We start from the raw sequence: 26,422 nt of genomic DNA on the forward strand, positions 1-26,422 counted from the left end.
TATATAAAGGGAATGAAAAACTATAAATTAAACTACAACATAAAAATGTATCAAAATATTTTAATATTTAAAATTCATAATATTAATTACCTGAATTTCTTTAATGACTATTCATCGATCATCGACTTATTTTAAACCTTCAAATTCTGCATTAAATTAACATTTATCTTTATTCTAAATTTTCCACAGATAATTTCATGCACAATAAAAATACCCGTAATCAGCAATTACGGGTATTTTATTACCTAGGCTTAATTAATAAATAAACCAATTTATTCAATAAGCAGGGGCACTTGTTAAATGCATAGATTGCTGTATCGGCTCCACCGAATTTAATCTATCATCAATAGCGGGAGTAAATCCTGCCATGGCTGAAAGTAAATTCTGAATCTGTGCTGAAGGATCATTACTATGATTAGAAATAAATTTACCTTTAAGTGGTGTGTTATCTGCCAAATCACTGGAAGCAATATTCCGTAGATTAATAATATCATTTCCATTTTTAGCTTTAGTTACACCAAAGGAACGATTTTTCTTCATATCTTCATAGGTAACGCTTTTATCTTCAAACACAAAATTAAAAGCCCGGCTATTTTTATTTTTAGTATTAAAATAATCAGGTAAGGTCACTGAATCTGCTGATCCATATGCATAAATGACTAAATCATTACCAGAACGGATAAATTCAGCATCGGCCAGACTAGCGCCTTTAAACACCAAATCATTACGTTGATCTTTATTTTTTTTATCCATATAGCCTAAATCATTCACCACATCCTGACCATGACCGGCTTCAAATTCATAACAGTCTTTTTCATAGTTACCACCATTGAGAATATCATTACCGACACCGCCATTCAGAATATCATTACCAGAACCACCGTTTAGAACATCATCTCCTGCACCTCCGATAAGAATATCGTTTCCTTGCCAGCCGGAAATAATATTATCCTTTTCATCTCCGCTCTGGATGAAGGCATAATCTTTTTTGATATCTTCCAAAGTAATGGCTTGATCATCAAATATAAAGTTAAATGCGCTGCTGTTATTGTTGAAGTAATCAGGTAGAGTCACTGAATCTATTGATCCATACGCCTGAATAACCAGATCGGTTCCAGAGCGAATAAATTTTGCATCTGCCAGCTTGGCACCTTTAAAGACAACATCATTTCGCTCATGTTTTGTGAATTCATAATCTCTACCTTTATCATTAATCACATCCTGACCATGACCTGCTTCAAACTCATAACGGTCTTTATGCCAATCTCCTCCTTTCAGGATATCATTGCCTGTACCCCCTATCAGAATATCGTAACCTTCTCCTCCTTCCAGAATATCATTGCCTTCACCTCCATCCAAAATATCATCGCCATATTCACCTGATAAAGTGTCATTGCCCGCTCCTCCGCTCAAAATGTCTTTACCATACCAGCCGTTAATAACATTGTCTTTTTCATCTCCGCTCTGATTAATCGTAAAGTGCTTATTGATATCTTCATAAACGATAGTTTGATCATCAAATATAAAGTTAAATGCTCTGCTATATCTGTTATCATAGTTGAAGTATTCAGGTAGAGTCACTGAATCTGCTGATCCATATGCCTGAATAACCAGATCATCTCCATATCGCAAAAATTTTGCTTCTGCTAGATTGGCACCTTTAAATACAAGGTCATTACGCTTTTTCAAATAGGATTCAGAATAATAGTTATCACCTTTATCATTAACTACATCCTGACCATGCCCCGCCTCAAACTCATAACGGTCTTTATGCCAATCTCCTCCTTTCAGGATATCATTGCCTGCGCCCCCATTTAAAATATCATAGCCTTCTCCCCCGTTCAAAATATCATCGCCAACTCCTCCATTTAAAATGTCATCACCCTTATCTCCATTCAGAATATCATCGCCAGCTCCTCCATTCAGAATATCATTTTCTGTACCTCCATTTAAATTATCATTGCCTTCGTCTCCATTTAAAACATCATCGCCTGCTCCTCCCCATAAAGTATCATTGCCTTCGTCTCCATTTAAAATATCATCGCCATATCCTCCACCTAAAACATCATTACCCGCTCCTCCGTTAATCAAATCCTTTCCATCCCAGCCACTAATCTCATTGTCTTTCTCATCTCCGCTCTGATTAATCGTAAAGTGCTTTAAGATATCTTTATAAATGATAGTTTGATCATCAAATATAAAGTTAAATGCTCTGTTAACAATGTATTTATTGATGAAGTAATCAGGTAGAGTTACTGAATCTGCTGATCCATACGCCTGAATAACCAGATCATCTCCATATCGCAAAAATTTTGCATCTGCCGAACTGGCTCCCTTAAATACTAAATCATTATAGTTTTCAGGATAATTGTCATCACCTCTATCATTGATTACATCTTTACCATGCCCCGCCTCAAATTCATACCGGTCTTTATGCCAATAGCCGCCATTCAGAATATCATTTCCAGCACCACCATTCAGAATATCGTAACCTTCTCCTCCTTCCAGAATATCATTGCCTTCGCCTCCATTCAGAATATCATTACCAGCTCCTCCCCATAGCGTGTCATTGCCCATCCCCCCATTTAGAATATCAGTTCCTTGCCAGCCAAAAATAACGTTGTCTTTTCCGTCTCCATTCTGAGTGAAAATATAGTCTTTTATAACATTATCATAAGAAATACTCTGATCATCAAATATAAAGATAAAAGCCTTATAATTATTATGTATGAAATAATCCAATAAAGTTACCGAATCTGCTGATTTATACGCTCGAACAACTAGACTGTTCCCTGATCGACTAAATTCTGCGTCTGCCAGTTTGGCTCCTTTAAATACTACGTCATTAGATCCAAACTGATAACCTTGTGAATCATAAGCCTGGTCATTAATCACATCTTGGCCATGCCCAGTCTCAAACTCATAACGATCTTTACCCCCATCACCTCCATTCAGAAAGTCATTTCCAGTGCCACCATTCAGAATATCATCACCAGCTCCTCCGTTCAGAATATCATCGCCAACGCCTCCATTTAAAATGTCATCACCATTCCCTCCATTCAGAATATCATCACCAGCTCCTCCATTCAGAATATCATCACCATTTAATCCATTCAGCATATCATCACCATCTCCACCAGTCAGAATATCATCACTGCCTTTGCCCCAGATGGGGTCTATATAGGGAGTAACGCTCTGATCATCAAATATAAAATTAAACGATCTGCTGTAATAACTATCGCTGAAATATCCTAAGAGAGTCACAGAATCTGTTGAACCATACGCTTTAATAATCAGGTCTGTTCCAAAGCGGATAAATTCTGCGTCTGCCAGTTTCGCTCCTTTAAATACCAATTCATTACGAGCATTTAGATCGTCTTTAGAATCTCTACCATCATCCTTAACTACATCCTGACCATGACCTGCCTCAAATTCATAACGGTCTTTATGCCAATCTCCTCCTTTCAGGATATCATTGCCTGTCCCCCCTATCAGAATATCGTAACCTTCTCCTCCTTCCAGAATATCATTGCCTTCGCCTCCATCCAAAATATCATCGCCAGCTCCTCCCCATAAAGTATCATTGCCCGCTCCTCCGCTCAAAATGTCTTTTCCATCACAGCCGGAAATCTTATTATCTCCATCATCTCCACTATGAGTAAAAGTGTATCGACTCATCAACTCTTCATAAGTAATCGTTTCATTATCAAATACAAAATTAAATGCACGATTATCGCTATTAAAATAATCCAATAAGGTTACTGAGTCACTCGTTCCATACGCCTTTATAATTAAATCATTGCCCAAACGTACAAACTGTGTATCTGCCAGCTTGGCTCCTTCAAAGCATAAATCATTGCGCTTACTTTTTTCACTGACATATCCAAAATCTTTTATTACATCCTGCCCATGGCCTGAGCGAAATAGATAGCGATCTTTCTGCCATTCGTTTCCATTAAAGCTATCATTTCCATTTGAACTAATAAAAATATTATCTATCTCACCATAAAGTTGAGCTATTAATCCATTATCACGAGCTACTTTCAATAGATTGGCTTGCCGCCTTTCCCGCGCTGCACTATTATATTTCCCCAGATTCTTATCAATTTGCATCAATTCTCTAGCTTCGGCCAGCTGATTATTTTCAACTAATCTTACAAGCTCTTGATCTAGCTTAGAGTAATCATATCCGATTTTTTGCTGTTCAGCATTCCACTGCGCCAGAATAACTGGGAAAAATAGCTCCTTATATACTCCTTCGGCCAATAAACTGGCGGAAACATATTCTGCAAATTTATTAAACTCCTTAATAAGTATAGGTGCTGCGTGTGAATGAGGATCTGAATCAAGTCTTCCTGAGCACCAAATACCTAAAAAATCTGAACCGGTTAGATTTTCTAAAGTTACCAACTTCCGTGCGTCATCAATATATTTTCCTCGACTTACGGGATCAACCTGTTCAGAACCAGTCCATCTATAAATCAAATTGTTCAGTAGTGATTCACGTGTTTTAGTATCAGCTGTCAGATAAGCTTTAACCATTTCCTTTAGAACAGCATCTTTCTGCATAGCAGTATGCAGATCTGATACATTACCAAAGCCTTGTATATAAGGTAATTTCGCTATATCTTTATCAATTGCCAAGTAATCAGTATTAAAAGTATCTCCTTTATCTACCTTAAACCATACATCTGTTACATCTGTCTGATGCCCGTCTGCCCAGGTAACTTGAGATGTTTCTCTGTGCTCATGACCATTCTCATCTTTTTTATCACCTTTCAGATAATTAAGTCCTATAGCTGTAATCTGAGTATTACTCAGCGACAATAATTCTCCCTCATCAACTAAACCATTCTGATTTTTATCTTGCCATAATTGTAATCTCGACCACACTGAATCAGCAGTATCAATTACACCATCTCGATTCTCATCAAATTCAGCTAGGGCTTCGAATCCATTTTGTGCTTTTTTACCAGAAGATAATAAAGTATTACTGCCAAATAACTCTTTTCCGTCATCAATCAATCCGTTTTGATTACAGTCTAAAACCAGTAGTGCATCATTACTATCAACCCAGCCAGTATTCTCTGCAAAACCATTTCCATCATGATCAAAATATGTATGCTTACCTTGTGCAGTAGTTTTTACACCATCTCCATTCATATCAATGATAATAGGTGATCTGATATTCTCCGCATCCTTGAAATCCGGCCGAGTATCATCTTTTTCTCTCAGCCGGATATTTAAATCTCCATTTCTGAAATTTTTTATGATCAATCCATCATTAATAATTAAATCCCCGCCTTCCCAAAAATACTTGATTCCGCCACCATAGTAAGTATTTTCAGGATCATTTTCAGCATGAACACCACCGGTTAATTTATTACCTTTATAGCTGCTGATTGGTACAAGACATTTATTTCTGCCATCTCTTAAATATACTTCTCCAGAACCATCTGAGTCTTCAATAACATCCATGGTATCAACAATATAAGTATCATATCCGTTTTTTCCCTTAAGTAGATCTTTTTCATATGAGTAGGAACTGGCGCCCATTAACAAATCATCACCATCGCAACCTATTAAATCATCTTCACCACCACCACCAACTAATACAGATCCAGGGCCATTAAATACCATTCCAATATCATCTATAGATTCGGCCTCTAAAATACCATTGTGAAATTTACTATCTGCATCATAAATAACTTTTCTTCCCAAGGAATCTCTAAAATTAATAGATGGAGATTCTTTGATTAGTTTCCAAATTACAGCTAAATAAGCTGGTGTTGTTAGAAGACCAACTTTATCGATATCTTCTTGCTCTAATTTAGTTTTCTTCAATTGAGCAAAATCTTTATCTGTCACAGTAACGGCGGACACATCTCCTGTAAATTTAATCGGTACCGTTCTGCCTATACCAAAGGGATCGATCACTTTTTTAAAATCTTCATTTAAGTAATTAGCAACCCCGTTTTTAGAATCAAAATCAAAATTATCTTCACATGGAATTATTTTTAACCCTTGAATTTCCTTTGTGCCATCCGCTTTAACCACAAATTTTATTGAATCAAAATCAATAGTAAAACCTGTTGAACCAAAAATAAAGGCACGAGTTAAGTAATCACTAGATCCAATACCAGTAGTATATTGACTAATAGATTTTGTAAACTTCTTTATCTTTTTATCATTGCTTATTTCTGGGCTAAGAGGATCGTCCGCTTTTAATATATTCCACATGGAAATAAAATCATAACTGCCAGCCGAAAACTCTGAAGAAAAGAAATTTTTAAAAAACTCAAAATTAGCTGCCGATACAAAACGCCCACCACCATGCGTCATATATTCCTGTGCATCGATCATCAAGGCGTCTCCCTCAGCACTCGCATCTCGTATCCACTTATCATCAACTAGTTCCGAAGGTGACGGTGCTGTTTCCTGATTCCATAAATATCTGGCGAGAATCTCATCTACTCTCACTAAATCTTCACCTGCATTCACGTCATAAGCCATGTTATTACCCCTTTTATTTAATATTTAAAACCACAGATTAAACAAATTAAAACTTATATTAACAAAAAAATAATTAAAGTTTTAATATGTAATTTATTCTAAATTACCTACGCCACCAATAATTTGGTCTATATAAAACATCGCCACAATTATTTAACAAATAAACTCTTCTGGTATCCTTAAAAGTTTTACTTTTATCTTTAGCTACAAATTCTGGCAAAGTTATTGATTTAGAATATGTAACACTCAAATAAAAATTACCTACCCCCCAAGAGTTAAGGTCAATATCAATGGGAATTTTAGATTTTCCCGTAAATACTGCTGTTTCCATTCCGATATATTTTAAAATATAGTTTTTTCTCATCAATGACCACTCTGATTTATTTAAAACAGTACAGCAGCTATTACTATCATAGACAGAAAGATAATTTGGATTATCTTTTTTATGTATCAAAATATAGTTTTTTAACTTAAAATCATCATTAATATAATTTTTATCCGACGCAAATATAAAGCTGTCCGCTTCATTATGTTTAATTAATATATCAAGTACTCTCCGAAAATCATCTTCATTTTCAATATCATCTTTTAGAAATTTTTCTTTATCTGGATTCATCGGAATCTTGAACACCCTACAACCCTGAGAACGTCTACAATCATCTGCAGTTGGTAAAAATTCGCCATCGACATTAGTTACTTTATTATCCCAATAAAATTTATTTTCATATATCATTCGACCAGTTAAACTTTTCATCGCCTTATGCCATAGTTCTTCCTTGCTATAATATTTTTTATCCCTCCAGCAATACCCAGCCCTGTTCTTAACCTCAAACTCTTCTCGTGATACATTAAATGGTTTAGGATTTTTCCGCATTAATTCATTCCAGAAGTAATACGGCGATTTTTCATAATATATATCTCGTATTTTTAAGCCACCTGCTACCATCAATATAATGAACATAGTTATTAATGTATATTTTGCCGGTTTTGGGTGTGCTTTTGCTAAAGATATTACTTTAACCAAAATCCAAACACTAAGTATGGGTAAGACAAAATAGATTGTGATAATTCCAAAAAATATCAAAAACATACCTTTATATTCTCCCTGTACATATGCATTTCATCTGTTTAAACTGAAAGAACTATTACTTATAAAAACTATTTACAACTTAAAATCAGCTTCCGATAAAAACGCCCACCACCATGCGTCATATATTCCTGTACATCGATCACAAGGTATCTCCCTCAGCACTCGCATCTCGTATCCACTTATCATCAACTAGTTCCGAAGGTGACGGTGCTGTTTCCTGATTCCATAAATATCTGGCGAGAATCTCATCTACACTCACTAAATCTTTACCTGCATTCACGTCATATACCCATATTAACACTCAATATTGAAATTAAATATCTAACACAACAATAATAAATTTAATATTATTTACATATTATTATTTTAAACAAAATTTTACTTAATAATAATATGGCTTATACAAAATATCGCCACAGTTATTTAAAATAAATATATCTTCAGGTAATACAGATTCATCTCCCTCTTTAAAGTTTTCAATATCAAAATAATAAGATTTTGTAACACTTAAATAGAAATTTCCTACTCCCCAAGAGTTAATATCTATGTCGACCGGAATTCTCGACTCTTCTACAAATGTTCCCATATCATTTTTAGCATATATTAATTTATATTTATTTTTTATCAATGACCATTCCGATTTATTTAAAACAGTACAGCAGCTATTACTAGCATAGACAGAAAAATAATTTTGATTATCTAATTTATGTATCAAAATATAGTTTTTTAACTCAAAATCATCATTAATATAAGCTTCATCTGAGGCAAATTTATAACTCTGCACTTTAGTATTATTAATTAGTCCATCAATTTTTTCCCAAAAACTATTTTTTGTCTCAATATTATCTTTTCTAAATTCCTGATTAAACAAATTTATAGGAATTTTCAATACTCTACAACCTTGAGAACGTCTACAATCAGCTGCAGTTGGTCTTGGATGTCCTCCAGCATCTATTACCTCATTATCCCAATATAATTTATTTTCATATATCATTCGCCCAGTAAAACTTTTCATCGCCTTAGACCATAGCTCTTCCTTGCTATAATATTTTTTATCCCGCCAGCAATACCCAGCCCTGTTCTTAGCCTCAAATTCTTCTTGTGATACATTAAATGGTTTAGGATTTTTCCGCATTAATTCATTCCAGAAGTAATATGGCGATTTTTCATAATATATATCTCGTATTTTTAAGCCAGCTGCTACCATCAATATAATGAACATAGTTATTAATGTATATTTTGCCGGTTTTGGGTGTGCTTTTGCTAAAGATATTACTTTATCCAGAATCCAAGCACTAAGTAAGGGTAAGACAAAATAGATTGTGATAATTCCAAAAAATATCAAAAACATACCTTTATATTCTCCATGCACATATGCATTTCATTTGTTTAAGCTGAAAGAACTATTACTTATAAAAACTATTTACAACTTAAAATTAGCTGCCGATACAAAACACCCACCACCATGCGTCATATATTCCTGTGCATCGATCATCAAAGCATTTCCCTTAGCACCCGTATCTCGTATCCACTTATCATCAACTAGTTCTGAAGGTGACGGTGCTGCCTCCTGATTCCATAAATATCTGGCGAGAATCTCATCTACACTCACTAAATCTTTCCAATTTTCTAATTCATAAGTCATATATTTATACTTTTATATAAAATTTTAGATTAATATACTTATTATTGATAATCTTTATAAATTATATCACATTTGTCATATAATTATATTTTATTTGTTCTATAAAAATATGGTTTATATAAAATATCGCCACAATTATTTAAATAAAATACTTCATACGGATAATTTATCGGATAATAGTTTGTTTTAGTTTTTGGTAAAAAACCATCTATACCAAAATAATAATTACCTACTCCCAATGAATTTATATCTTCATCTGGAGGAATTCTTGATTCTTCTACAAAAGTATCAAAAATCGATTCTTTATATGCTAAGACATAATTTTTTCTTTTCTTCATTAATTGCCATTCAGATTTATTATATACTGTACAACAATCACTCCCATATAATTTAATAGAATCTTCACTTGTTTTTCGGTGTATTAAAATAAATTTTTCTAATCCAAAATTATAATTAATATAATTTTTATCTGAGTCATATATAAAAGTCTGTACTTTTGGTAATTTAATAAGTTCATTAATATTATCCAAATAATTATCTTGAACACCTATATAATTATTAAGCTTCTGATTTGTTAGATCAACTGGTACTTGCCATACTCTGCAATTATCCGAGCTGGTACATTGACGATAAGTAAGTAAAAACTGACCATCCATATTCTTCATCTTATTTTCCCAATATAATTTATTTTCATATATGATTTTTCCTATCAGGCTTTTCATTGCTTTATGCCAAAGCTCTTTTTTGGTGTAATAGGTCCTGTCTCGCCAGCAGTATCCTTCTCTATTCTTTTCCTCAAACTTGTTTTGTGAAATGTAAAAAGGTTTAGAATTTTTTTCTAATAATTCATACCAGAAGCGATAGGGAGGTCTTTCATAATATAGCTTTTTTATTTTAAATCCTCCTGCAATAATTAATATCATGGATAAAACTATTACTATATATTTTGTTTTTTTGGGATTATTTTTTGCAATAATCTGTACTTTACCTATTATCTTTACTAGACAATATAGTAATATTAAAATGATTAAGATTATACCAATCAGAATCCAGGCCAACATAAGTTCAAACATTGCTAATATATCCCTTTAGAAAAAATTTTTTAAATAAGCAAATAATAAACCATTTAATAAAATATTCAAAATTAATATTTACCCGAGTATAATTTTTATATTTGCTATATATAAAATAATTTTTAATAAGATATTGGATTTATATTTTTCAAAATTTTTATAATTAATATCAGGCTTTTATTTTATACCAATATCTTTGTCAAATATATTATAAACCTGTGATTAATATTAATCACAGGTTATTTTACACAGACTTTAATAATTAAATTTCAATTATTTGTCAAAACTGGTTGCAATATTACTCAGTAATCTGTTTTGTTCTAATAATTCACACATTTGCACATCATCTATTGCATTTGTATTTAATCCTGCCATTGCATTAACAAGCTGTTGAACTTGTTGAGTGACCAGAGGATGACCGGTTATGTCATTATGATTTACATTATTTCCAGTATAAAAATAGTAATCACCATCTTTATTTTTATTTCGTTCAAAAACAGCAAAAAGTTCAGATAATGTAATTAGTTGATTTTTAAAAACAAACTTATCTATTCCAGCATAATTTCCAGCATTTTTAGAAAGACAACCTCTTATTTCAATAGAATCACCTAAATTATAACCTAGAAGAAACAATGAATCTCCCTCTTTTCTGAATACAACTTCATTTACATTCACATCTGTAAATATTATCGTATCTTCTTTACTATTTTTATCTTGTAACAACACATTTCCATCAATAAGTAAATCTCTTCCATGACCTTTTGAAAATATATATATGTCATCACCACCACTACCGGAAAGAAAATCATCTCCAGCTCCGCCTACAAATATATTTTTTCCATCATCTGCTCTTAAATCATCATTACCCGTTCCTCCTATTAATGTATTATCTCCTCCATAAGCTTGTAAAATGTCATTTCCGTTACCACCAACTAAAACATCATTATATTTTCCGCCACTGAGAATATCGTCTCCATCTTCTCCGAATAATATTGCTCTGCCTGTATCAAGCGAAATACTATCATTGCCGGCAGTACCATGTAATACCATTCCATCTTTCTGGAACTGCTCTAGGGTAATTGTCTTATCTTTAAATACAAAATTTTCTATAGCTTTACTTCCAGTCGAATTAAAAAAATCTCGTATTTCAACTGAATCTCCCGTGTTATAGCCATAAATAAACAGTGTATTTCCATCTTTGTAAAATTTCACTTCATCAAAATTGACATCTAAAAACTGAATCGTATCTGCTTCACCCGCTTCGTCAATTATCAGATCTTTACCATGTCCTTTGGCGAAGACATAGGTGTCATTACCCTCTCCTCCATATAAGGTATCATTTCCAGCACCTCCTAGCAGAGTATCATCTCCTTTATATCCGTAAAGGGTATCATTACCAGCCCCACCATCCAGTATGTCATTTGCGTTATCATGCTGGCTGGCACTAAGTGTATCGTTACCATCTCCGCCATGCAGTATCCCTTTGCCTTTTGGTATATAGATACTGTCATTTCCTGATGTTCCGTACAGTTCCATTCCTTCCTTCTGAAGCTGTTCTAACGTAACTGTTCTATCTTTGAATATAAAATTTTCTATAGCTTTACTTCCAGTCGAATTAAAAAAATCTCGTATTTCAACTGAATCTCCCGTGTTATAGCCATAAATAAACAGTGTATTTCCATCTTTGTAAAATTTCACTTCATCAAAATTGACATCTAAAAACTGGATCGTATCTGCTTCACCCGCTTCGTCAATTATCAGATCTTTACCATGTCCTTTGGCGAAGACATAGGTGTCATTACCCTCTCCTCCATATAAGGTATCATTTCCAGCACCCCCTAGCAGAGTATCATCTCCTTTATATCCGTAAAGGGTATCATTACCAGCCCCACCATCCAGTATGTCATTTGCGTTATCATGCTGGCTGGCACTAAGTGTATCGTTACCATCTCCGCCATGCAGTATCCCTTTGCCTTTTGGTATATAGATACTGTCATTTCCTGATGTTCCGTACAGTTCCATTCCTTCCTTCTGAAGCTGTTCTAACGTAACTGTTCTATCTTTGAATATAAAATTTTCTATAGCTTTACTTCCAGTCGAATTAAAAAAATCTCGTATTTCAACTGAATCTCCCGTGTTATAGCCATAAATAAACAGTGTATTTCCATCTTTGTAAAATTTCACTTCATCAAAATTGACATCTAAAAACTGAATCGTATCTGATTCTCCTGCACTGTCAGAAATATAATCTTTACCATGTCCTTTGGCAAAGACATAGGTATCGTTACCCTCTCCTCCATATAAATTATCATCCCCTGTACCTCCTATCAGAGTATCATCTCCTTTATATCCATAAAGGGTATCATTACCAGCCCCACCATCCAGTGTGTCATTTGCGTTATCATGTTGGCTGGCACTAAGTGTATCGTTACCATCTCCGCCATGCAGTATCCCTTTGCCTTTTGGTATATAAATACTGTCATTTCCTGATGTTCCATACAACTCCATTCCTTCTTTCTGAAGCTGCTCTAATGTAACTGTTCTATCTTTGAATACAAAATTCTCTATTGAATAATTTACCCAGCCATTAAAGAAACCTTTTATTTCTACTGAATCTCCTTCGTTATAACCATAAATAATCAGGTTATCTCCATTTTTCCTGAACTTAATTTCATCGAAATTGATATCTAAAAACTGAATCGTATCTGATTCTCCTGCACTGTCAGAAATATAATCTTTACCATGTCCTTTGGCAAAGACATAGGTATCATTACCCTCTCCTCCATATAAATTATCATTTCCAGCACCTCCTATCAGAGTATCATCCTGACTTGTTCCTGATAAAACATCATCTTTATCACTTCCTTCAATTAGGTTCACATTATCTGAAAATATTGAGCTCGTATTCTGATATTGGTATTCTTTTATTAACGCATTCATATAGCTAATCCTTAATTAAAAAAAATTAATACAAAAGTTAAATTTAATATTTGCATTCTAATAATTAATTTCTATTTATATAAACCCCCCCTTTACTTTATAAACAAAACAATAAATACAACTCTACATTTAACTTCTTAAATAAAATAATCTGAATATCATTTTTTTATATTAATAAGGACTAAAATACTAGTTCGTATTTTAAAAAATATTTTTATCTGAACTTAGTTATTTTTTTATATTATATTAAGATAAACAAAATCTGATTTAAAACAGACTACTAAAATTCTAGATTAATATCAACAAGATTTTACAATATATAGTATCAGGTCAAATAAATATAAATTTTATTCATATATATATATATTAAATTTGATCCAATATAATTAAGTACTAAACAATTAAATCATATTGTTTCTTTTGAGTATATTTTTGTTATTATTTATGTTAATTTGTCATCTTAAATTAAGATATTTTTAATACCTATGTCATTATCACCTGAGTCTCTGCCTTCAAAATCTGATTCTTTAAAAAAATCAGATAGTTTTCAAAAACCCAATATAGCGGTTACTGCACTCGTACTTATTGCCCATTTTCATGGTTTGGCAGTTAATCCTGCCGATATTACCCATAAATATGCTGAAAAAGGGGATTTAAACAGTGAGCAATGGCTATTGGCAGCCAAAGAACTGGGATTAAAAGCCAGGCTGGTAAAGCATAATGTTGAACGTCTGCATCTTGTGGCTTTGCCTGCAGTTGTTTGGCGGGATGACGGACAGCATTTTGTTCTGGCTAGAATAGATGGTGATCGCTATTTAATTCAGGATCTTGAACAGGGTAAACCGGTTATCCTTACGAAAGAAGAATTTACCCAACGCTATTCTGGACAGCTTATATTGGTTACTTCCCGTGCATCAATACTTGGTCAACTGGCCAAATTTGATTTCACATGGTTTATTCCGGCTGTTATCAAATACCGGCGTATCTTTCTGGAAGTACTGGTTGTATCCGTTTTTATTCAGCTTTTTGCACTTGTTACACCTATGTTTTTTCAGGTGGTAATGGATAAAGTTCTAGTTCACCGCAGCTTTTCTACACTTGATGTTATTACTATTGCATTGCTGGTGATCATTATTTTTGATGTCGTGCTAAGCGGATTACGTACATATATATTTGCTCATACCACATCACGTATTGATGTTGAATTAGGTGCACGATTATTCAGACATCTGTTAAGTCTGCCTCTGGCTTATTTTGAGCATCGCAGAGTGGGAGATACCGTTGCACGAGTGCGTGAACTGGAACAAATCCGGAATTTCCTAACAGGACAGGCATTAACTTCTGTTTTAGACTTATGTTTTTCTTTTATCTTCTTGCTGGTTATGTGGTTTTATAGTGGCTGGCTAACATTGGTAGTTGTTATCTCCCTGCCCTGCTATGCCATCTGGTCTGCAACTATCAGCCCGATTTTGCGTGCTCGTTTGAATGAAAAATTTGCCCGCAATGCCGATAATCAGTCTTTTCTGGTTGAATCAGTCACTGCTGTCGGTACCATTAAAGCAATGGCCGTTGAACCACAGATGACCAGACGCTGGGATCAGCAACTGGCCGCTTATGTCAATTCCGGTTTTCGCGTTGCCCGGCTGGCTACTATCGGACAACAAGGTGTACAGTTTATCCAAAAACTGGTTACAGTTGTTACATTATGGCTCGGTGCGCATCTGGTAATTAAGGGCGATCTGACTGTAGGTCAGTTAATTGCATTTAATATGCTTGCAGGACAAGTAGCGGCTCCTGTTATCCGGCTGGCACAGCTATGGCAGGATTTCCAGCAAGTGGGGATATCGGTATCACGGTTAGGAGATATTCTGAATACTCCGACGGAAAATCCAACTTCGCGCATGGCTCTCCCCAATATTAAAGGACAAATTGAATTTGAAAAAATTTCTTTTCGCTACCGGCCTGATGGTGCAGAAATATTACGGGATCTGAGTTTAAATATCCGGCCCGGAGAAATTCTGGGAATTGTCGGGCGTTCTGGTTCAGGTAAATCCACTCTAACCAAGCTGGTACAGCGTTTATATACACCGGAGCGGGGGCGGGTTTTAGTTGATGGTAATGATCTGGCGTTGGCTGACCCGGCATGGTTACGGCGTCAGGTAGGTGTGGTGCTTCAAGAAAACGTTCTACTCAATCAGAGTATCCGTGCCAATATTGCTCTTGCTGATCCGGGCATGCCGCTGGAAAGAGTAATGTATGCTGCTAAAATGGCCGGCGCACATGAATTTATCATGGAGCTGCCGGAAGGATATGACACTATAGTTGGAGAACAGGGCGCTGGCCTTTCAGGAGGTCAAAGGCAACGAGTAGCAATTGCCCGGGCTCTGGTAGGCAACCCGCGTATTTTGATTCTTGATGAAGCAACCAGTGCTCTGGATTATGAATCCGAACGAGCTATTATGAAAAATATGCAGGCTATCTGCAAAGGACGTACCGTACTAATTATTGCACATCGTCTGTCTACAGTCCGTATGGCCAATCGTATTATAGCCATGGATAAAGGCTGCATAGTAGAAGAAGGTACTCACCAGGAGTTACTGGAAAAACCAAATGGTTACTATCGCTATTTATATCAACTGCAAAACAGCTGACATTAAATTCAAAATAAGAAAATAAGATATGGGCATTCGCTTTCAAGCTTTTAAAGATTTTTTACAACGATATAGCACAGTCTGGAAAAATGTCTGGGCGGTACGTTTTCAATTGGATCCTCCTAAACGAGATGAAGACGAACGTGCTTTTTTACCGGCGCATCTTGAATTAACTGAAACACCTGTTTCTGCCGCACCTAAATGGACGGCAAGGCTGATTATTCTGTTTGCCGTGCTGGCACTATTATGGGCATTAATTGGCAAACTGGATATTGTTGCTGTAGCAATGGGTAAAACTACCCCAGGCGGGCGCAGTAAAGTTATCCAGCCGCTTGAAACATCTGTTGTCGATAAAGTTGCAGTCAAAAATGGCGATCATGTAAAAAGCGGACAAGTATTAGTTCAGCTAAGTGGTATTGGTTCTGACAGTGATTATGCTCAGTCAGAAAAATCCCTGCAGGCCGCACGTTTAAATAAATTACGTCTGGAAGCGGTGATTCGTGCTGTTGATACACATCAACCTCCTGTATTGGATCATGAACTAGCAACAAAATGGCAGTTGACTCCTGATCAGATTATGGAAGCACAATCATTAGCTATAAATCAGTTCCAAACATGGTTTACTCAGGATGCCCAATTGCAGACTGTACTGCGCGAACATCAGGCACAGTTACAGGGAACCCAGTCACAGGTAAGTAAACTTGAACAAACTACAGCCATTGAGCAACGTCGTACAGCTGATTATAAGGACTTACTGGCACAAAATTTTGTATCCAAACATGCTTATTACGAGCAGGAAAGCAAGTTTATTCAAAATAAAAATGACTTAGCCAGCCAGCGTAGTCAGCTTCGTCAAATTCAGGAAAGCATACGCGAAGCAGAGCAAAACAGACAGTTACAGACTAATACCCTTAGACGCGATACACTCGATCAATTGCGTCAGGCCAATGAACAAATTCAACAACTAACAGAAGCAACTGATAAAGCGTTACAGCGTAAACAATTAATGACATTGAAATCACCTGTCGACGGTACGGTGCAGCAACTGGCCACACATACTATAGGCGGTGTCGTTACAGCTGCTCAGCAAATTATGGTTATTGTGCCGGATCAGGATCAGATGGAAATCGAAGCACTTGTTCCAAATAAAGATATCGGTTTTGTTAAAGCAGGACAAAGTGCCATTATTAAAATTGAGTCATTTCCCTATACTCGCTATGGATACCTGACCGGTAAAGTAAAAAATGTAAGTTTTGATGCAATTGAAGATGAAAAGCTGGGGCTGGTTTTTGCTGCTACTATTGTTCTGGACAGAAATTATCTGATGATAGATGGTAAAAAAGTGAATTTAACAGCCGGTATGAATGTAACTGCAGAAATTAAAACCGGGAAGCGTCGCGTTATCACTTATTTGTTAAGCCCGCTGCAAACTAAAGTTGATGAAAGTATGCGAGAACGCTGATGCAAAAATATACTTTTACTATTTGGAAAACTTTCTGTATTTATATTGGATACAGTGTTATTTCTGCTCCTGTACAGGCATTCGATTTATTTGATGCCTGGCAGGCTGCAATAAACTATTCTGCAGATTTTTCAGCAGCTCAAAGTGAACGCGATGCTCAAAAAGAACAACTGGCACAAACACGTGCTGCTCTGCTCCCTCAGGTAAATAGCAATTATATCTATCAGAAGCAGCCTCCCTCTCTATCCAGTACAACCCAGACTCATGGCTGGAATGTTCAGGCAAGTCAGGCTCTGTTTGATAAAACTAAATGGGCACAATACCAGCAAGGTAAAATTACCGCCAATATGGCTGACTGGCAATTGGAAAATGTAAAAGAAGATTTGCTATTTAATGTTGCTAAGGCTTATTTTCAGGTCTTACTCATTGAAGATAAACTAGTTTCAATTGAAAAAGAAAAAGAAGCCTATGCAATGCAAATCAGACAGTCCAAAGCTCTATTCAATAAAGGTGCAGCCACCATTTTGGATACAAACGAAGCTCAGGCTGGGTATGAAGCAGCGCGTGCAAAAAAAGTTAGTGCAATGACCGATCTGCTGGTAGCTCAAAATAATCTGGCTAATATCACCGGCCTTGATCCGAAGCAAATTAAACGTTTAAGACATACAGATTTTGGCGACTTACTGGGCAAAACAAGCAAAGCAGACTGGATAAATACAGCACAAACAAATAATCCGGAATGGCAGCAGCAAAAGCTGGCTTTAGAAAATGCTAAACAAGCTTATATCGCAGCTAAAGCAGAAAACTGGCCGAAGTTAACGATTAATGGCGGTTATCAGGACAATCATCAGATTCAGCAATTTTATGGTTTGGATCATGGTACTCGCAGTAAAGGCGGGATTGTTACAGTCCAGCTTTCAATGCCTTTATTTACTGGTGGATTAATCCACAGTAAAATTAAAGAAGCAGCAGCAAAAGAGCAACAAAATAAATTTTTATTAATTGCAACTGAACGTAAAATTGAACTTAATGTTAATCAGGCTTATCAGACTACATTAGGCAATCTTTATCAGATTCAGGCACAGCAACAATTATTAAAAGCGAATTCTGTAAAACTAGAAGCTACCCAATTAGGTCGTAAAGTAGGCATACGCAGTAATCTGGATGAATTACAGGCTTTACAGGCTAAGGCTGATGCTGAGCAAAAATTAGCCGAAGCCCAGTATGGTTATATAACAACGTATATTCAGCTTCTGCAAAGTGCAGGGATTTTGACTCAACCCACAGAACAAAAAAAATTACATAAATTGCTGTATTAAGCAATTCTATAATTAATCTTATTAAGTACCTTAGATTAAGTAGCTATCAATTTCTCTGATATTTAATTGATAGCTACTTAAGAGAAATTTGTTACTTTATTTGAATTTTCATTTTTATGTTAAATCAATTTTTATTTAAATAAAAATATTATTTAATTTTTAGAGTTTACTAAAAATTAATGTATTGAATTAAAATCTCAATCATTTAAATTACCTATTAACTGTTGAGTCAATTCTTTACAGACAATAATCTTTTATTTTCGATTATAAATAAAGCAAAAATCTCAAATTCACTAAAACTATTTTCAGGTATTGTAACTTTTTACAAACTGGTAAATATAAATATAATTTCCTAATTCGCTTAGAATTTTTTATATGTAAAATAAACTCACTATAGCCAAACTTTTTACCGTCAATTATTTGCTAAAATTCTATTGAATAACACTTAGAAACTAATTCATCAATATTCTTCTTAGCAATTAATAAATTATTCAATGAGATTTACCATAAAAACAATATCCATTTAATTTTCTTATCGAAATTAGTAACTATCACTTAACATTTTAAGGTTCAGGCGTATAAAGTTTAAATACAAAAATGGATATTAACGTTTTTCCTGTCTTCGAATCAGATAAACAGCCAGACACAGAAAAAGAAGTGTAGGCAAAAATGCAGCAATTATAGTCGGCACTCCATATAACTGACTGGTAAATCCAAACAGTCTTCCGGAAAAATGAAATAATAGTCCTAAACATATTCCATAGAATAGTTTCAGACCCATATTCCCATGCCGGTTTTGTTGAGGCGTAAATGCCAGCGCTACCAAAGCCATAACCATACACGCCAATGGATAGGCAATCTTTCTCCACCAGGCAAGTTCGTAGCGTGTTGTCTGTTGATGATTATGCTTCAGATGTTTGATATAAGTTGAAAGAGCTATAGCTGACATTTGTTCTGGTGCTACCAGCAATATATTGAGAAGCTGGTGATTAACAGACATTTTCCAATCCAGATTTTCAATATGATTTACAGAAATCTGCTTTTTACCCAATAATGACTGATCTACCTGATTCAAATGCCATTTAGATTTTTTACCTTCAGTAGAATGAACATCCACTTTAGCACTGAAAGCATGTAAAGTTTCAGTCAGTTGAAAATTTTCATCATGTCGATAAATATTGATATCTCTTAAGCTGCCATCCGGAAGCATTTCAGCTACGTTTACAATGTCTTTTCCTTGTTTTAACCATATACCACTATCCCCGGCACTGATGCTGTTCTGACGCGCATGTAATTGGTACTGTTCTGCATAAGGACCTATTCTAGGTACAATATATTCACCAAGCAACGCAGCAATGACAGCAAAGAACAATCCAAATTGCAGCATCATACTAATAATGTTAGACAAACTGATTCCAGATGTTCTGATTACAGTAAATTCACTATTGCTGGCCATTTGACTAAGGCAAACCAGACCACCAACCAGTACAGCCAGAGGCATAAGCTCATAAGCATGTGTCGGAATCAGCATAAGAACATAATACAGCATTTTATCGGCAGTATAACGTCCGTCACCAACATGGCTGATTTCACCCATAATATCGAAAAAACTGTATAAGCTTACCAGTGCCAATAATGCATATAAAGTATAAACAGTCATTTGGCTGATGACAAAACGATTAAGCAAACGCATCAGGACCGTCCTCCCAGTAATGATGTAAACGCTGTTTTAAAAGAAGCTGATGGGAAGTCACGCCAGCGTAATAAGAATAGAAACAGCATAAACATCATTAGATGCATTGGAAATATGCCTAGCCAGAAAGGTATACGACCATTTTCTACCAGATCTCGCAGAAAGGTCAGGCCATTTTGATAAATTAAAAATACTGCAATTGCAATCAGAATATTGTATGTATGTCCGGTACGGGGATTAAAATAGGATAATGGTAAAGCCATTAAAGCAAGTACAATAACACTAATCGGTAATGATAAGCGCCACATTAGTTCTGCTTTGTAAATGGGTTTGTTACTAGCAAATAATGCAGAAGTAGGAATAGTATGCCGGTTCTGTTTTGGATCAATAACGGTTGTATTAACACTGATAATCAGTGTCATTTTGTCAAAAGAAGCTCTTTGATAATCAGCCTGTCCGGGCTTTCCATAGTAGCGAAAACCGTCTTCAAGAGTAAGAATACGTTTCTCTCCATCCTGTTTAAATTCGCCTTTTTTCGCAAAAATCGAACTTTCCTTGCCATTTTTTTCTTTTTCACGAACAAAAAGATTACTGGCACGACCGCTATCAGGGTCAAATGTTTCAATGAAATAAACTCGCGGATGGCTTTTGCCAATTTCTTTGAATACCCCGGGTTCCAGTAATGACATTTCCTGTTTTTGTTTCAGTATCTCCGCAAACTCACGGCTGCGCCACTCTGCCCAAGGCTGAATGAGCATGGAAACTATTGCCACCAAAACTGCAAACGGAATAGCGAATTTCATTAAAGGAATAATCCAGTTTCTTAATGATAAGCCACTGGATAGCCAGATCACCATTTCGCTATCACGCCAATAACGTGTAAGTACCGTGATGATACTGATGTAAGCTGTCAGAATAAGCAGTACAGGTGTCAGGCCAATTGTCCAGAATCCGATTAACGCAGACACTGCATCAATGGCTACACGGCCACTGGCGGCACGACCCAGCAGATTGATTGCCTGTGTAGCTACCAGTACTACCAATAAGATCACGAATATGCCTACGGCAGTCCATGATAATTCTTTAATAAATTGGCGTTGATAAATCATAAGATAATTAAACACATGTGCGACTGTCCTTACTTTAGCGGCAGCCTGCGTTACAATAAGTGCATCCGGTTCTGCTTAACGCATGATTCGTACAGAATATATACAATGCCCTTATAAAATAGGATAGGAAAATATGGAATTTAGCATAAATGCGGAACAATTGCAGCCGCAAAACAACTGTTCTTTACTATTTGTGTATTGCAAAGAAAGCAAACCAGAACAACATCTGGCTAATACTTTGTTAACTCAATTACAACAGCAGCAAAAGGATTTTATTGCGACACACACCGTAAAAGATGAATTTTTACAGGCTTTAGCTGTAGTAAACATCGATAAAGATGATTATGCCAGTATCCAGAAACTGGCTGCAAAAGCTGCCAGCTGGTCCAAAGAGCAATCATCACTCAATATAGATTTAAGCAAATTGCCGGAAATACTTGCCCAGAAATGGGTACAGGCTTTTACAATTGCTGTTGGCGAAGCGGTCTATTGCTTTGATAAATTCAAAAAAGATTCTAAGCCAGTATTACTTGAAAAAATCAATTATCAGACTGTTCACCCTGTCAATAACCACCTTAGCAAGGCCGAAGCTATTATCTATGGTATGAATATCTGTAAAGATTTAGGCAATGCACCGGGAAATATCTGTACTCCGGCCTATTTGGCTTCTTCTGCTGCCAAGATTGCCAATGATTTAGGTGCCAGTGCAAGAATCATAAACGAAACCGAAATACAGGAAATGGGTATGAATGCTTTACTGTCTGTTGCACAGGGAAGCACGGCCGGAGCTTATCTTATTGAATTGCAATATCATGGAGCTTCGAACACCGAAGATAAGCCGGTAGTTTTGGTTGGCAAAGGTATTACTTTTGATTCTGGTGGTATTTCTCTTAAACCGGGTGCTGCCATGGATGAAATGAAATTTGATATGTGTGGTGCGGCTTCGGTTATTGGTACTTTTGCAGCTGCAGTAAAACTCAAACTACCATTAAACCTCGTTGCAATAATCCCAACTTGTGAAAATATGCCTTCAGGCAATGCTGTTAAACCAGGCGATATTGTTCAGGCTATGAATGGTTTAAATATTGAGGTTTTAAACACTGACGCAGAAGGCAGACTGATATTATGTGATGCACTTACCTATGCTGAACGCTTCCAGCCTAAAGCAGTAATCGATGTTGCCACCCTTACTGGAGCCTGTATCATCGCTTTAGGACATGTTGCACAAGGTGTATTAGGTAACAATCAGCAATTAATCGATCAGTTATTACAAGCAGCAGACAGTATTAATGATAAAACATGGCAACTACCATTATTTGAGGATTACAAAGAACAATTAAAATCCAACTTTGCTGATTTACAAAATATTGGCGGTCGTCCTGCGGGAACGATTACGGCTGCTGCTTTTCTCTCATACTTTACTGAATTTTACTCCTGGGCACATCTTGATATTGCCGGTACGGCATGGAATTCCGGCAATAATAAAGGTGCGACAGGTCGTCCTGTTCCGCTTCTGCTTGAGTATCTGATTCAGCAATCCTGAGAAAAAAGATATGGCCACAACTACTTTTTATACTCACATTACAGACCCCGTTTCATTTACATGCCGGCTGACGCATAAAGTATTTAAAAGTGGTTCAAATATTTTGATTTGGTGTGATGATGTAAGCCGTGTTAATCAACTGGATCATGCTTTATGGTCATTTCAACCCGCAAGTTTTATTCCACATGAAATCTGGTCACCACAACATGTTCAACCAATTGGTTTACAGGCAGTACTACTGGCTTATGGTGAAGATTTACCAGTAATAGAAAAAGATTATGTTGTTATTAATCTTGCAGATGCATACTGGTGTAATGCCCCCCGGAAACCAGAACGTGTATTAGAACTGGTAAGTAATGATCTGGATGAAATTGCAGCTGCACGTCAACGTTTTCGCACTTATCGGAGCGCCGGATTTAAAGTTGAGCATTTCGATATGAGGACGCAAAACTAAAACTAGCAGTTATCAAAAAAGCGGGTTATCAGTTAACCCGCTTTCATTTATGTTTTTTATCTCATCAATTTTTCAACAATATGTGCTAAAGGTGTATCAGTAACCGGTTGCGGAAGCATATTTTGCAAGGTACGACTATCCAGAATACCAAACTCAGGTCTTCTAGCTGCTGACTGGTAATCAGCTGTGGCAATACGTTCTACCTTAACCTGATTATACCTTTCGTCAATTTTTGCCGCTTCAGTAAATATACGCTGAGCAAATTCTGCCCAACTCATCTGCTGACTTCCTGCAAAATGTAATAAACCGCGCGGGGAATGAGGTAAGGCTGCAAGACGTATAATGGCTTCAGCCAAGTCTCCGGCATAGGTTGGACAACCAATCTGATCATCAACAACCCGCATATTGGGTGTTTCTAATCCTTTTTGTAACATAATTTTCACAAAATTATGTCCGTATTCACTATAAACCCATGAAGTACGAATAACCACAGCATCTACATGAGCATTTAAAGCCAGTAGTTCACCCGCCAGTTTACTATGCCCATATACATTCAAAGGGTTAGGTGCCATATTTTCCGTGAGAATGACATGATGATGACCATCAAATACCTGCTCAGTCGATATATGAATCAGACGTGCACCAATGGAATGCGCAGCCTGAGCCAGATTCAGTGTTCCTGTTGCATTTACAGCAAAAGCTTTGTCTATATCTGCTTCCGCAGCATCAACTTTGGTATACCCTGCCGCATTAATAATCACATCCGGTTCAAAAGTTTTCACCATATTAAGCACATTATGTGCATCAGTAATATTCAGAGTCTGAGAATCACTGGCAATCAGCTCCCAGCTTTCCGGTAATCTGTCTCTTAAACAACTACCTACCTGACCTTTTGAACCTGTTAATAAAATACGCATGGCGAAACCTTTTATTTTAAATTGCCAATAGAAAAATGAATATATTTACAACGATAATGTTAAATCACGTTTAAAAATTATGCTTACATAAAATAAGCTTATTGTTACATATTGAAAGTTTATTTTCAGCACTAAACATTTTTACTCAGAAGAATTGATTTGATATGCAGCTAACTATGCATCTGAAGCAGCTTTACCTACTAACCATTCGGCACTTTCACGATGACGCAATAACCAGCGACAGTCCTGACCTAAAACTTTTACATCAACAGTCTGCCATTTCTGCTCTGTTAAAGCATTTGGATTTTCCGATATTTCAATAGCATTGCGCGCATTAGCTCCGAGTATTTTGGGAGCCTGATAGTAAATGATTTCATCAACTGCATCAGCTGTCAGCAATGCTGAATTCAATATAGAACCTGCCTCCACCAATATCGAACCAATATCACGTTTAGCCAGAATTGCCCAAAGTTTTTGTAAATCAATCTGTCCTCGCAAATTTGCAGGTACTGTAAGAATAGAAACATGCGGATAAGATGCAAAAATGGCTTTTTTAGCGCTATCTGTGACAGTAGTAATGATCAGTGTAGGACTTTTAGTGTCCTGAATTACCTGATATTCAGGTGTAAGACGTAAGCGGCTATCCAGAATAATACGCAACGGTTGTCTTAATGTCGAAAAACGACGTACATTTAACAGAGGATCATCTGCCAGTATAGTATTAACACCAGTTAATATGGCACAACTTTCAGCACGTAATGTCTGTACGTCATCACGCGCTACCTCTCCAGTAATCCACTGGCTTAAACCATTACTTAGAGCTGTCTTACTATCCAGACTAGCTGCTATCTTCAATCTGATATAAGGTTTATTTCTTTCCTGTCTGGATAAAAAACCAGAATTCAGTTCACGCGCCTGTTGTGCAAACAAACCACTGTCGACTTGTATACCTGCCTTTTGCAGCATGTGTAACCCATTACCTTTTACCAATGGATTTGGATCGCTCATAGCAACAACAACACGCTTAATATGAGCATCAATCAATGCCTGAGCACATGGTCCTGTCCGGCCTGTATGACTGCATGGTTCCAAGGTTACATAGGCAGTAGCAGCCTTTGCCAGATATCCGGCCTGATGTAATGCGTGTATTTCCGCATGAGGCTGTCCTGCACAGACATGAAATCCCTGACCCACAATTTGTTCGCCATGAGTAATAACACAGCCTACTCGCGGGTTAGGACTGGTAGAAAACCGCCCTTGCCAGGCTAGCTCAAGGGCGGTTTGCATAAATTTCGCATCAAGCTCAGAAAAGCTCATTTTTTAATTATTCTGTACATTTATGGTTTTTAAAGTACCAGCAAGTGCATTATAGTCGGCACTCTCACTGCTGGCGCATACTGAATAAAGATTATTATCCACAGTCAGTGCAACACAGCTTTCATTTAGCAACGTACCATTTTGCTGATGACTGAAACGATAATTCATACGGTTTACAGTAGCGACACCTACTTTGATATTACTGATACTACTATTATGCTCGAGACTGTCAGCCAGATTTTTAAAATATTCATCTGGTTTAATTTTTAATGTACCTAAGTTATTTACTGCCAAAGTGATATTACTACTGTCATCATGCTGTAATAAAGTAAGATTATTTAATTGTGCCGGATCTACCCAGTCTGTTGCACTATCCAGTACATCAGCAAAATCTCCGTCTACTACTATACTGAGTTTATTGTCTTTACTGGTCAGAGTCTGAGTAGCAGAAGCAGCAGGTTCATCAGCAGATGCAGCACTACTACTGGCAGTCTGAGTATCGCTTGCATCCATAGTTACAGAAGTATCCTGTTTTGTACAAGCAGATAAACCCAATAAAAATAGTATTACACACAACCCTATACGAGATTTCAACATGATATATTTAAGCTTTCATGACAAGGCATAATAGTTACAAAGTATAACAAGAATTAGCGCCGAATGCAGCGAACAAAACAATACTCTTCTCAAGGGCTG

16 protein-coding genes are annotated in these 26,422 nt (G+C 36.1%); 5 read left to right on the forward strand and 11 right to left on the reverse strand.

Features of this window, described 5'->3' with window-relative positions:
- Positions 1-276 precede the first annotated feature (276 nt).
- The 6 genes from SALWKB2_RS12645 to SALWKB2_RS07205 all read right to left on the reverse strand — a co-directional run bounded on the left by SALWKB2_RS12645 (position 277) and on the right by SALWKB2_RS07205 (position 13,261).
- Positions 277-6,513, reverse strand: a complete 6,237-nt coding sequence (locus SALWKB2_RS12645) for a calcium-binding protein (protein WP_025330997.1) — start codon at positions 6,511-6,513, stop codon at positions 277-279.
- 103 nt (positions 6,514-6,616) lie between these two features.
- On the reverse strand, positions 6,617-7,603 hold the full coding sequence (locus SALWKB2_RS07185; RefSeq protein ID WP_025330998.1) for a hypothetical protein: 987 nt from the start codon (positions 7,601-7,603) through the stop codon (positions 6,617-6,619).
- A gap of 382 nt (positions 7,604-7,985) precedes the next feature.
- Entirely contained in the window at positions 7,986-8,975 is a 990-nt protein-coding gene (locus SALWKB2_RS07190) for a hypothetical protein (RefSeq protein ID WP_144353291.1), read from the reverse strand.
- A gap of 51 nt (positions 8,976-9,026) precedes the next feature.
- Complete coding sequence (locus tag SALWKB2_RS07195; protein ID WP_025331000.1) at positions 9,027-9,248, reverse strand: hypothetical protein; 222 nt, start codon at positions 9,246-9,248, stop codon at positions 9,027-9,029.
- An 83-nt stretch (positions 9,249-9,331) separates the two neighbouring features.
- Positions 9,332-10,321, reverse strand: a complete 990-nt coding sequence (locus SALWKB2_RS07200) for a hypothetical protein (RefSeq protein WP_025331001.1) — start codon at positions 10,319-10,321, stop codon at positions 9,332-9,334.
- Positions 10,322-10,594: 273 nt separating this feature from the next.
- Positions 10,595-13,261, reverse strand: a complete 2,667-nt coding sequence (locus tag SALWKB2_RS07205; RefSeq protein ID WP_025331002.1) for a calcium-binding protein — start codon at positions 13,259-13,261, stop codon at positions 10,595-10,597.
- A 485-nt stretch (positions 13,262-13,746) separates the two neighbouring features.
- On the opposite strand from SALWKB2_RS07205, the gene SALWKB2_RS07210 reads away from it, so the two are divergent.
- From SALWKB2_RS07210 to SALWKB2_RS07220, 3 genes are read left to right on the forward strand one after another with little or no spacing between them, the layout of a single operon-like run.
- The gene (locus SALWKB2_RS07210; protein ID WP_025331003.1) at positions 13,747-15,912 is read left to right on the forward strand and encodes a type I secretion system permease/ATPase; all 2,166 of its coding nucleotides are present in this window, start codon (positions 13,747-13,749) and stop codon (positions 15,910-15,912) included.
- 34 nt (positions 15,913-15,946) lie between these two features.
- Positions 15,947-17,374 (forward strand): HlyD family type I secretion periplasmic adaptor subunit, encoded by a 1,428-nt coding sequence (locus tag SALWKB2_RS07215; protein ID WP_025331004.1) that lies wholly within the window; start codon positions 15,947-15,949, stop codon positions 17,372-17,374.
- Positions 17,374-18,693: a TolC family protein gene (locus tag SALWKB2_RS07220; RefSeq protein WP_025331005.1), complete on the forward strand. Its 1,320-nt coding sequence runs from the start codon at positions 17,374-17,376 to the stop codon at positions 18,691-18,693. Before SALWKB2_RS07215 ends, SALWKB2_RS07220 begins: the two co-directional genes overlap by 1 nt.
- 604 nt (positions 18,694-19,297) lie before the next feature.
- Here SALWKB2_RS07220 and lptG read toward each other — a convergent pair.
- Positions 19,298-20,386 carry an LPS export ABC transporter permease LptG gene (gene lptG / locus SALWKB2_RS07225; protein WP_025331006.1) on the reverse strand — a complete coding sequence of 363 codons (1,089 nt, stop codon included), beginning with the start codon at positions 20,384-20,386 and terminating at the stop codon, positions 19,298-19,300.
- Entirely contained in the window at positions 20,386-21,495 is a 1,110-nt protein-coding gene (gene lptF, locus SALWKB2_RS07230; RefSeq protein WP_025331007.1) for an LPS export ABC transporter permease LptF, read from the reverse strand. Before lptF ends, lptG begins: the two co-directional genes overlap by 1 nt.
- A gap of 133 nt (positions 21,496-21,628) precedes the next feature.
- Here lptF and SALWKB2_RS07235 point away from each other — a divergent pair, with 133 nt between their 5' ends.
- Together SALWKB2_RS07235 and SALWKB2_RS07240 are read left to right on the forward strand one after the other, a co-directional pair.
- Positions 21,629-23,038 carry a leucyl aminopeptidase gene (locus SALWKB2_RS07235; RefSeq protein ID WP_025331008.1) on the forward strand — a complete coding sequence of 470 codons (1,410 nt, stop codon included), beginning with the start codon at positions 21,629-21,631 and terminating at the stop codon, positions 23,036-23,038.
- A gap of 10 nt (positions 23,039-23,048) precedes the next feature.
- Positions 23,049-23,492 (forward strand): DNA polymerase III subunit chi, encoded by a 444-nt coding sequence (locus tag SALWKB2_RS07240; protein WP_025331009.1) that lies wholly within the window; start codon positions 23,049-23,051, stop codon positions 23,490-23,492.
- Between the two features lie 56 nt (positions 23,493-23,548).
- On the opposite strand, the gene rfbD is transcribed toward SALWKB2_RS07240, so the two are convergent.
- From rfbD to SALWKB2_RS07255, 3 genes are all read right to left on the reverse strand, one after another.
- Positions 23,549-24,409 carry a dTDP-4-dehydrorhamnose reductase gene (rfbD, locus tag SALWKB2_RS07245; protein WP_025331010.1) on the reverse strand — a complete coding sequence of 287 codons (861 nt, stop codon included), beginning with the start codon at positions 24,407-24,409 and terminating at the stop codon, positions 23,549-23,551.
- A 174-nt stretch (positions 24,410-24,583) separates the two neighbouring features.
- Positions 24,584-25,726 (reverse strand): bifunctional diaminohydroxyphosphoribosylaminopyrimidine deaminase/5-amino-6-(5-phosphoribosylamino)uracil reductase RibD, encoded by a 1,143-nt coding sequence (gene ribD, locus SALWKB2_RS07250; protein WP_025331011.1) that lies wholly within the window; start codon positions 25,724-25,726, stop codon positions 24,584-24,586.
- A gap of 3 nt (positions 25,727-25,729) precedes the next feature.
- Positions 25,730-26,323: a hypothetical protein gene (locus SALWKB2_RS07255; protein ID WP_025331012.1), complete on the reverse strand. Its 594-nt coding sequence runs from the start codon at positions 26,321-26,323 to the stop codon at positions 25,730-25,732.
- Positions 26,324-26,422: the final 99 nt, after the last annotated feature.

Origin of the sequence: Snodgrassella alvi wkB2 (assembly GCF_000600005.1) — a bacterium.
Classification (GTDB): domain Bacteria; phylum Pseudomonadota; class Gammaproteobacteria; order Burkholderiales; family Neisseriaceae; genus Snodgrassella; species Snodgrassella alvi.

Excerpts from the sequence above, each read along its gene's own strand:
- SALWKB2_RS12645 (WP_025330997.1), bottom strand. The coding sequence starts at position 6,513 with ATGGCTTATGACGTGAATGCAGGTGAAGATTTAGTGAGAGTAGATGAG.
- SALWKB2_RS07185 (WP_025330998.1), bottom strand. The coding sequence starts at position 7,603 with ATGTTTTTGATATTTTTTGGAATTATCACAATCTATTTTGTCTTACCC.
- SALWKB2_RS07195 (WP_025331000.1), bottom strand. The coding sequence starts at position 9,248 with ATGACTTATGAATTAGAAAATTGGAAAGATTTAGTGAGTGTAGATGAG.
- SALWKB2_RS07200 (WP_025331001.1), bottom strand. The coding sequence starts at position 10,321 with ATGTTTGAACTTATGTTGGCCTGGATTCTGATTGGTATAATCTTAATC.
- SALWKB2_RS07205 (WP_025331002.1), bottom strand. The coding sequence starts at position 13,261 with ATGAATGCGTTAATAAAAGAATACCAATATCAGAATACGAGCTCAATA.
- SALWKB2_RS07210 (WP_025331003.1), top strand. The coding sequence starts at position 13,747 with ATGTCATTATCACCTGAGTCTCTGCCTTCAAAATCTGATTCTTTAAAA.
- SALWKB2_RS07220 (WP_025331005.1), top strand. The coding sequence starts at position 17,374 with ATGCAAAAATATACTTTTACTATTTGGAAAACTTTCTGTATTTATATT.
- lptG (WP_025331006.1), bottom strand. The coding sequence starts at position 20,386 with ATGCGTTTGCTTAATCGTTTTGTCATCAGCCAAATGACTGTTTATACT.
- lptF (WP_025331007.1), bottom strand. The coding sequence starts at position 21,495 with ATGATTTATCAACGCCAATTTATTAAAGAATTATCATGGACTGCCGTA.
- SALWKB2_RS07235 (WP_025331008.1), top strand. The coding sequence starts at position 21,629 with ATGGAATTTAGCATAAATGCGGAACAATTGCAGCCGCAAAACAACTGT.
- SALWKB2_RS07240 (WP_025331009.1), top strand. The coding sequence starts at position 23,049 with ATGGCCACAACTACTTTTTATACTCACATTACAGACCCCGTTTCATTT.
- rfbD (WP_025331010.1), bottom strand. The coding sequence starts at position 24,409 with ATGCGTATTTTATTAACAGGTTCAAAAGGTCAGGTAGGTAGTTGTTTA.
- ribD (WP_025331011.1), bottom strand. The coding sequence starts at position 25,726 with ATGAGCTTTTCTGAGCTTGATGCGAAATTTATGCAAACCGCCCTTGAG.
- SALWKB2_RS07255 (WP_025331012.1), bottom strand. The coding sequence starts at position 26,323 with ATGTTGAAATCTCGTATAGGGTTGTGTGTAATACTATTTTTATTGGGT.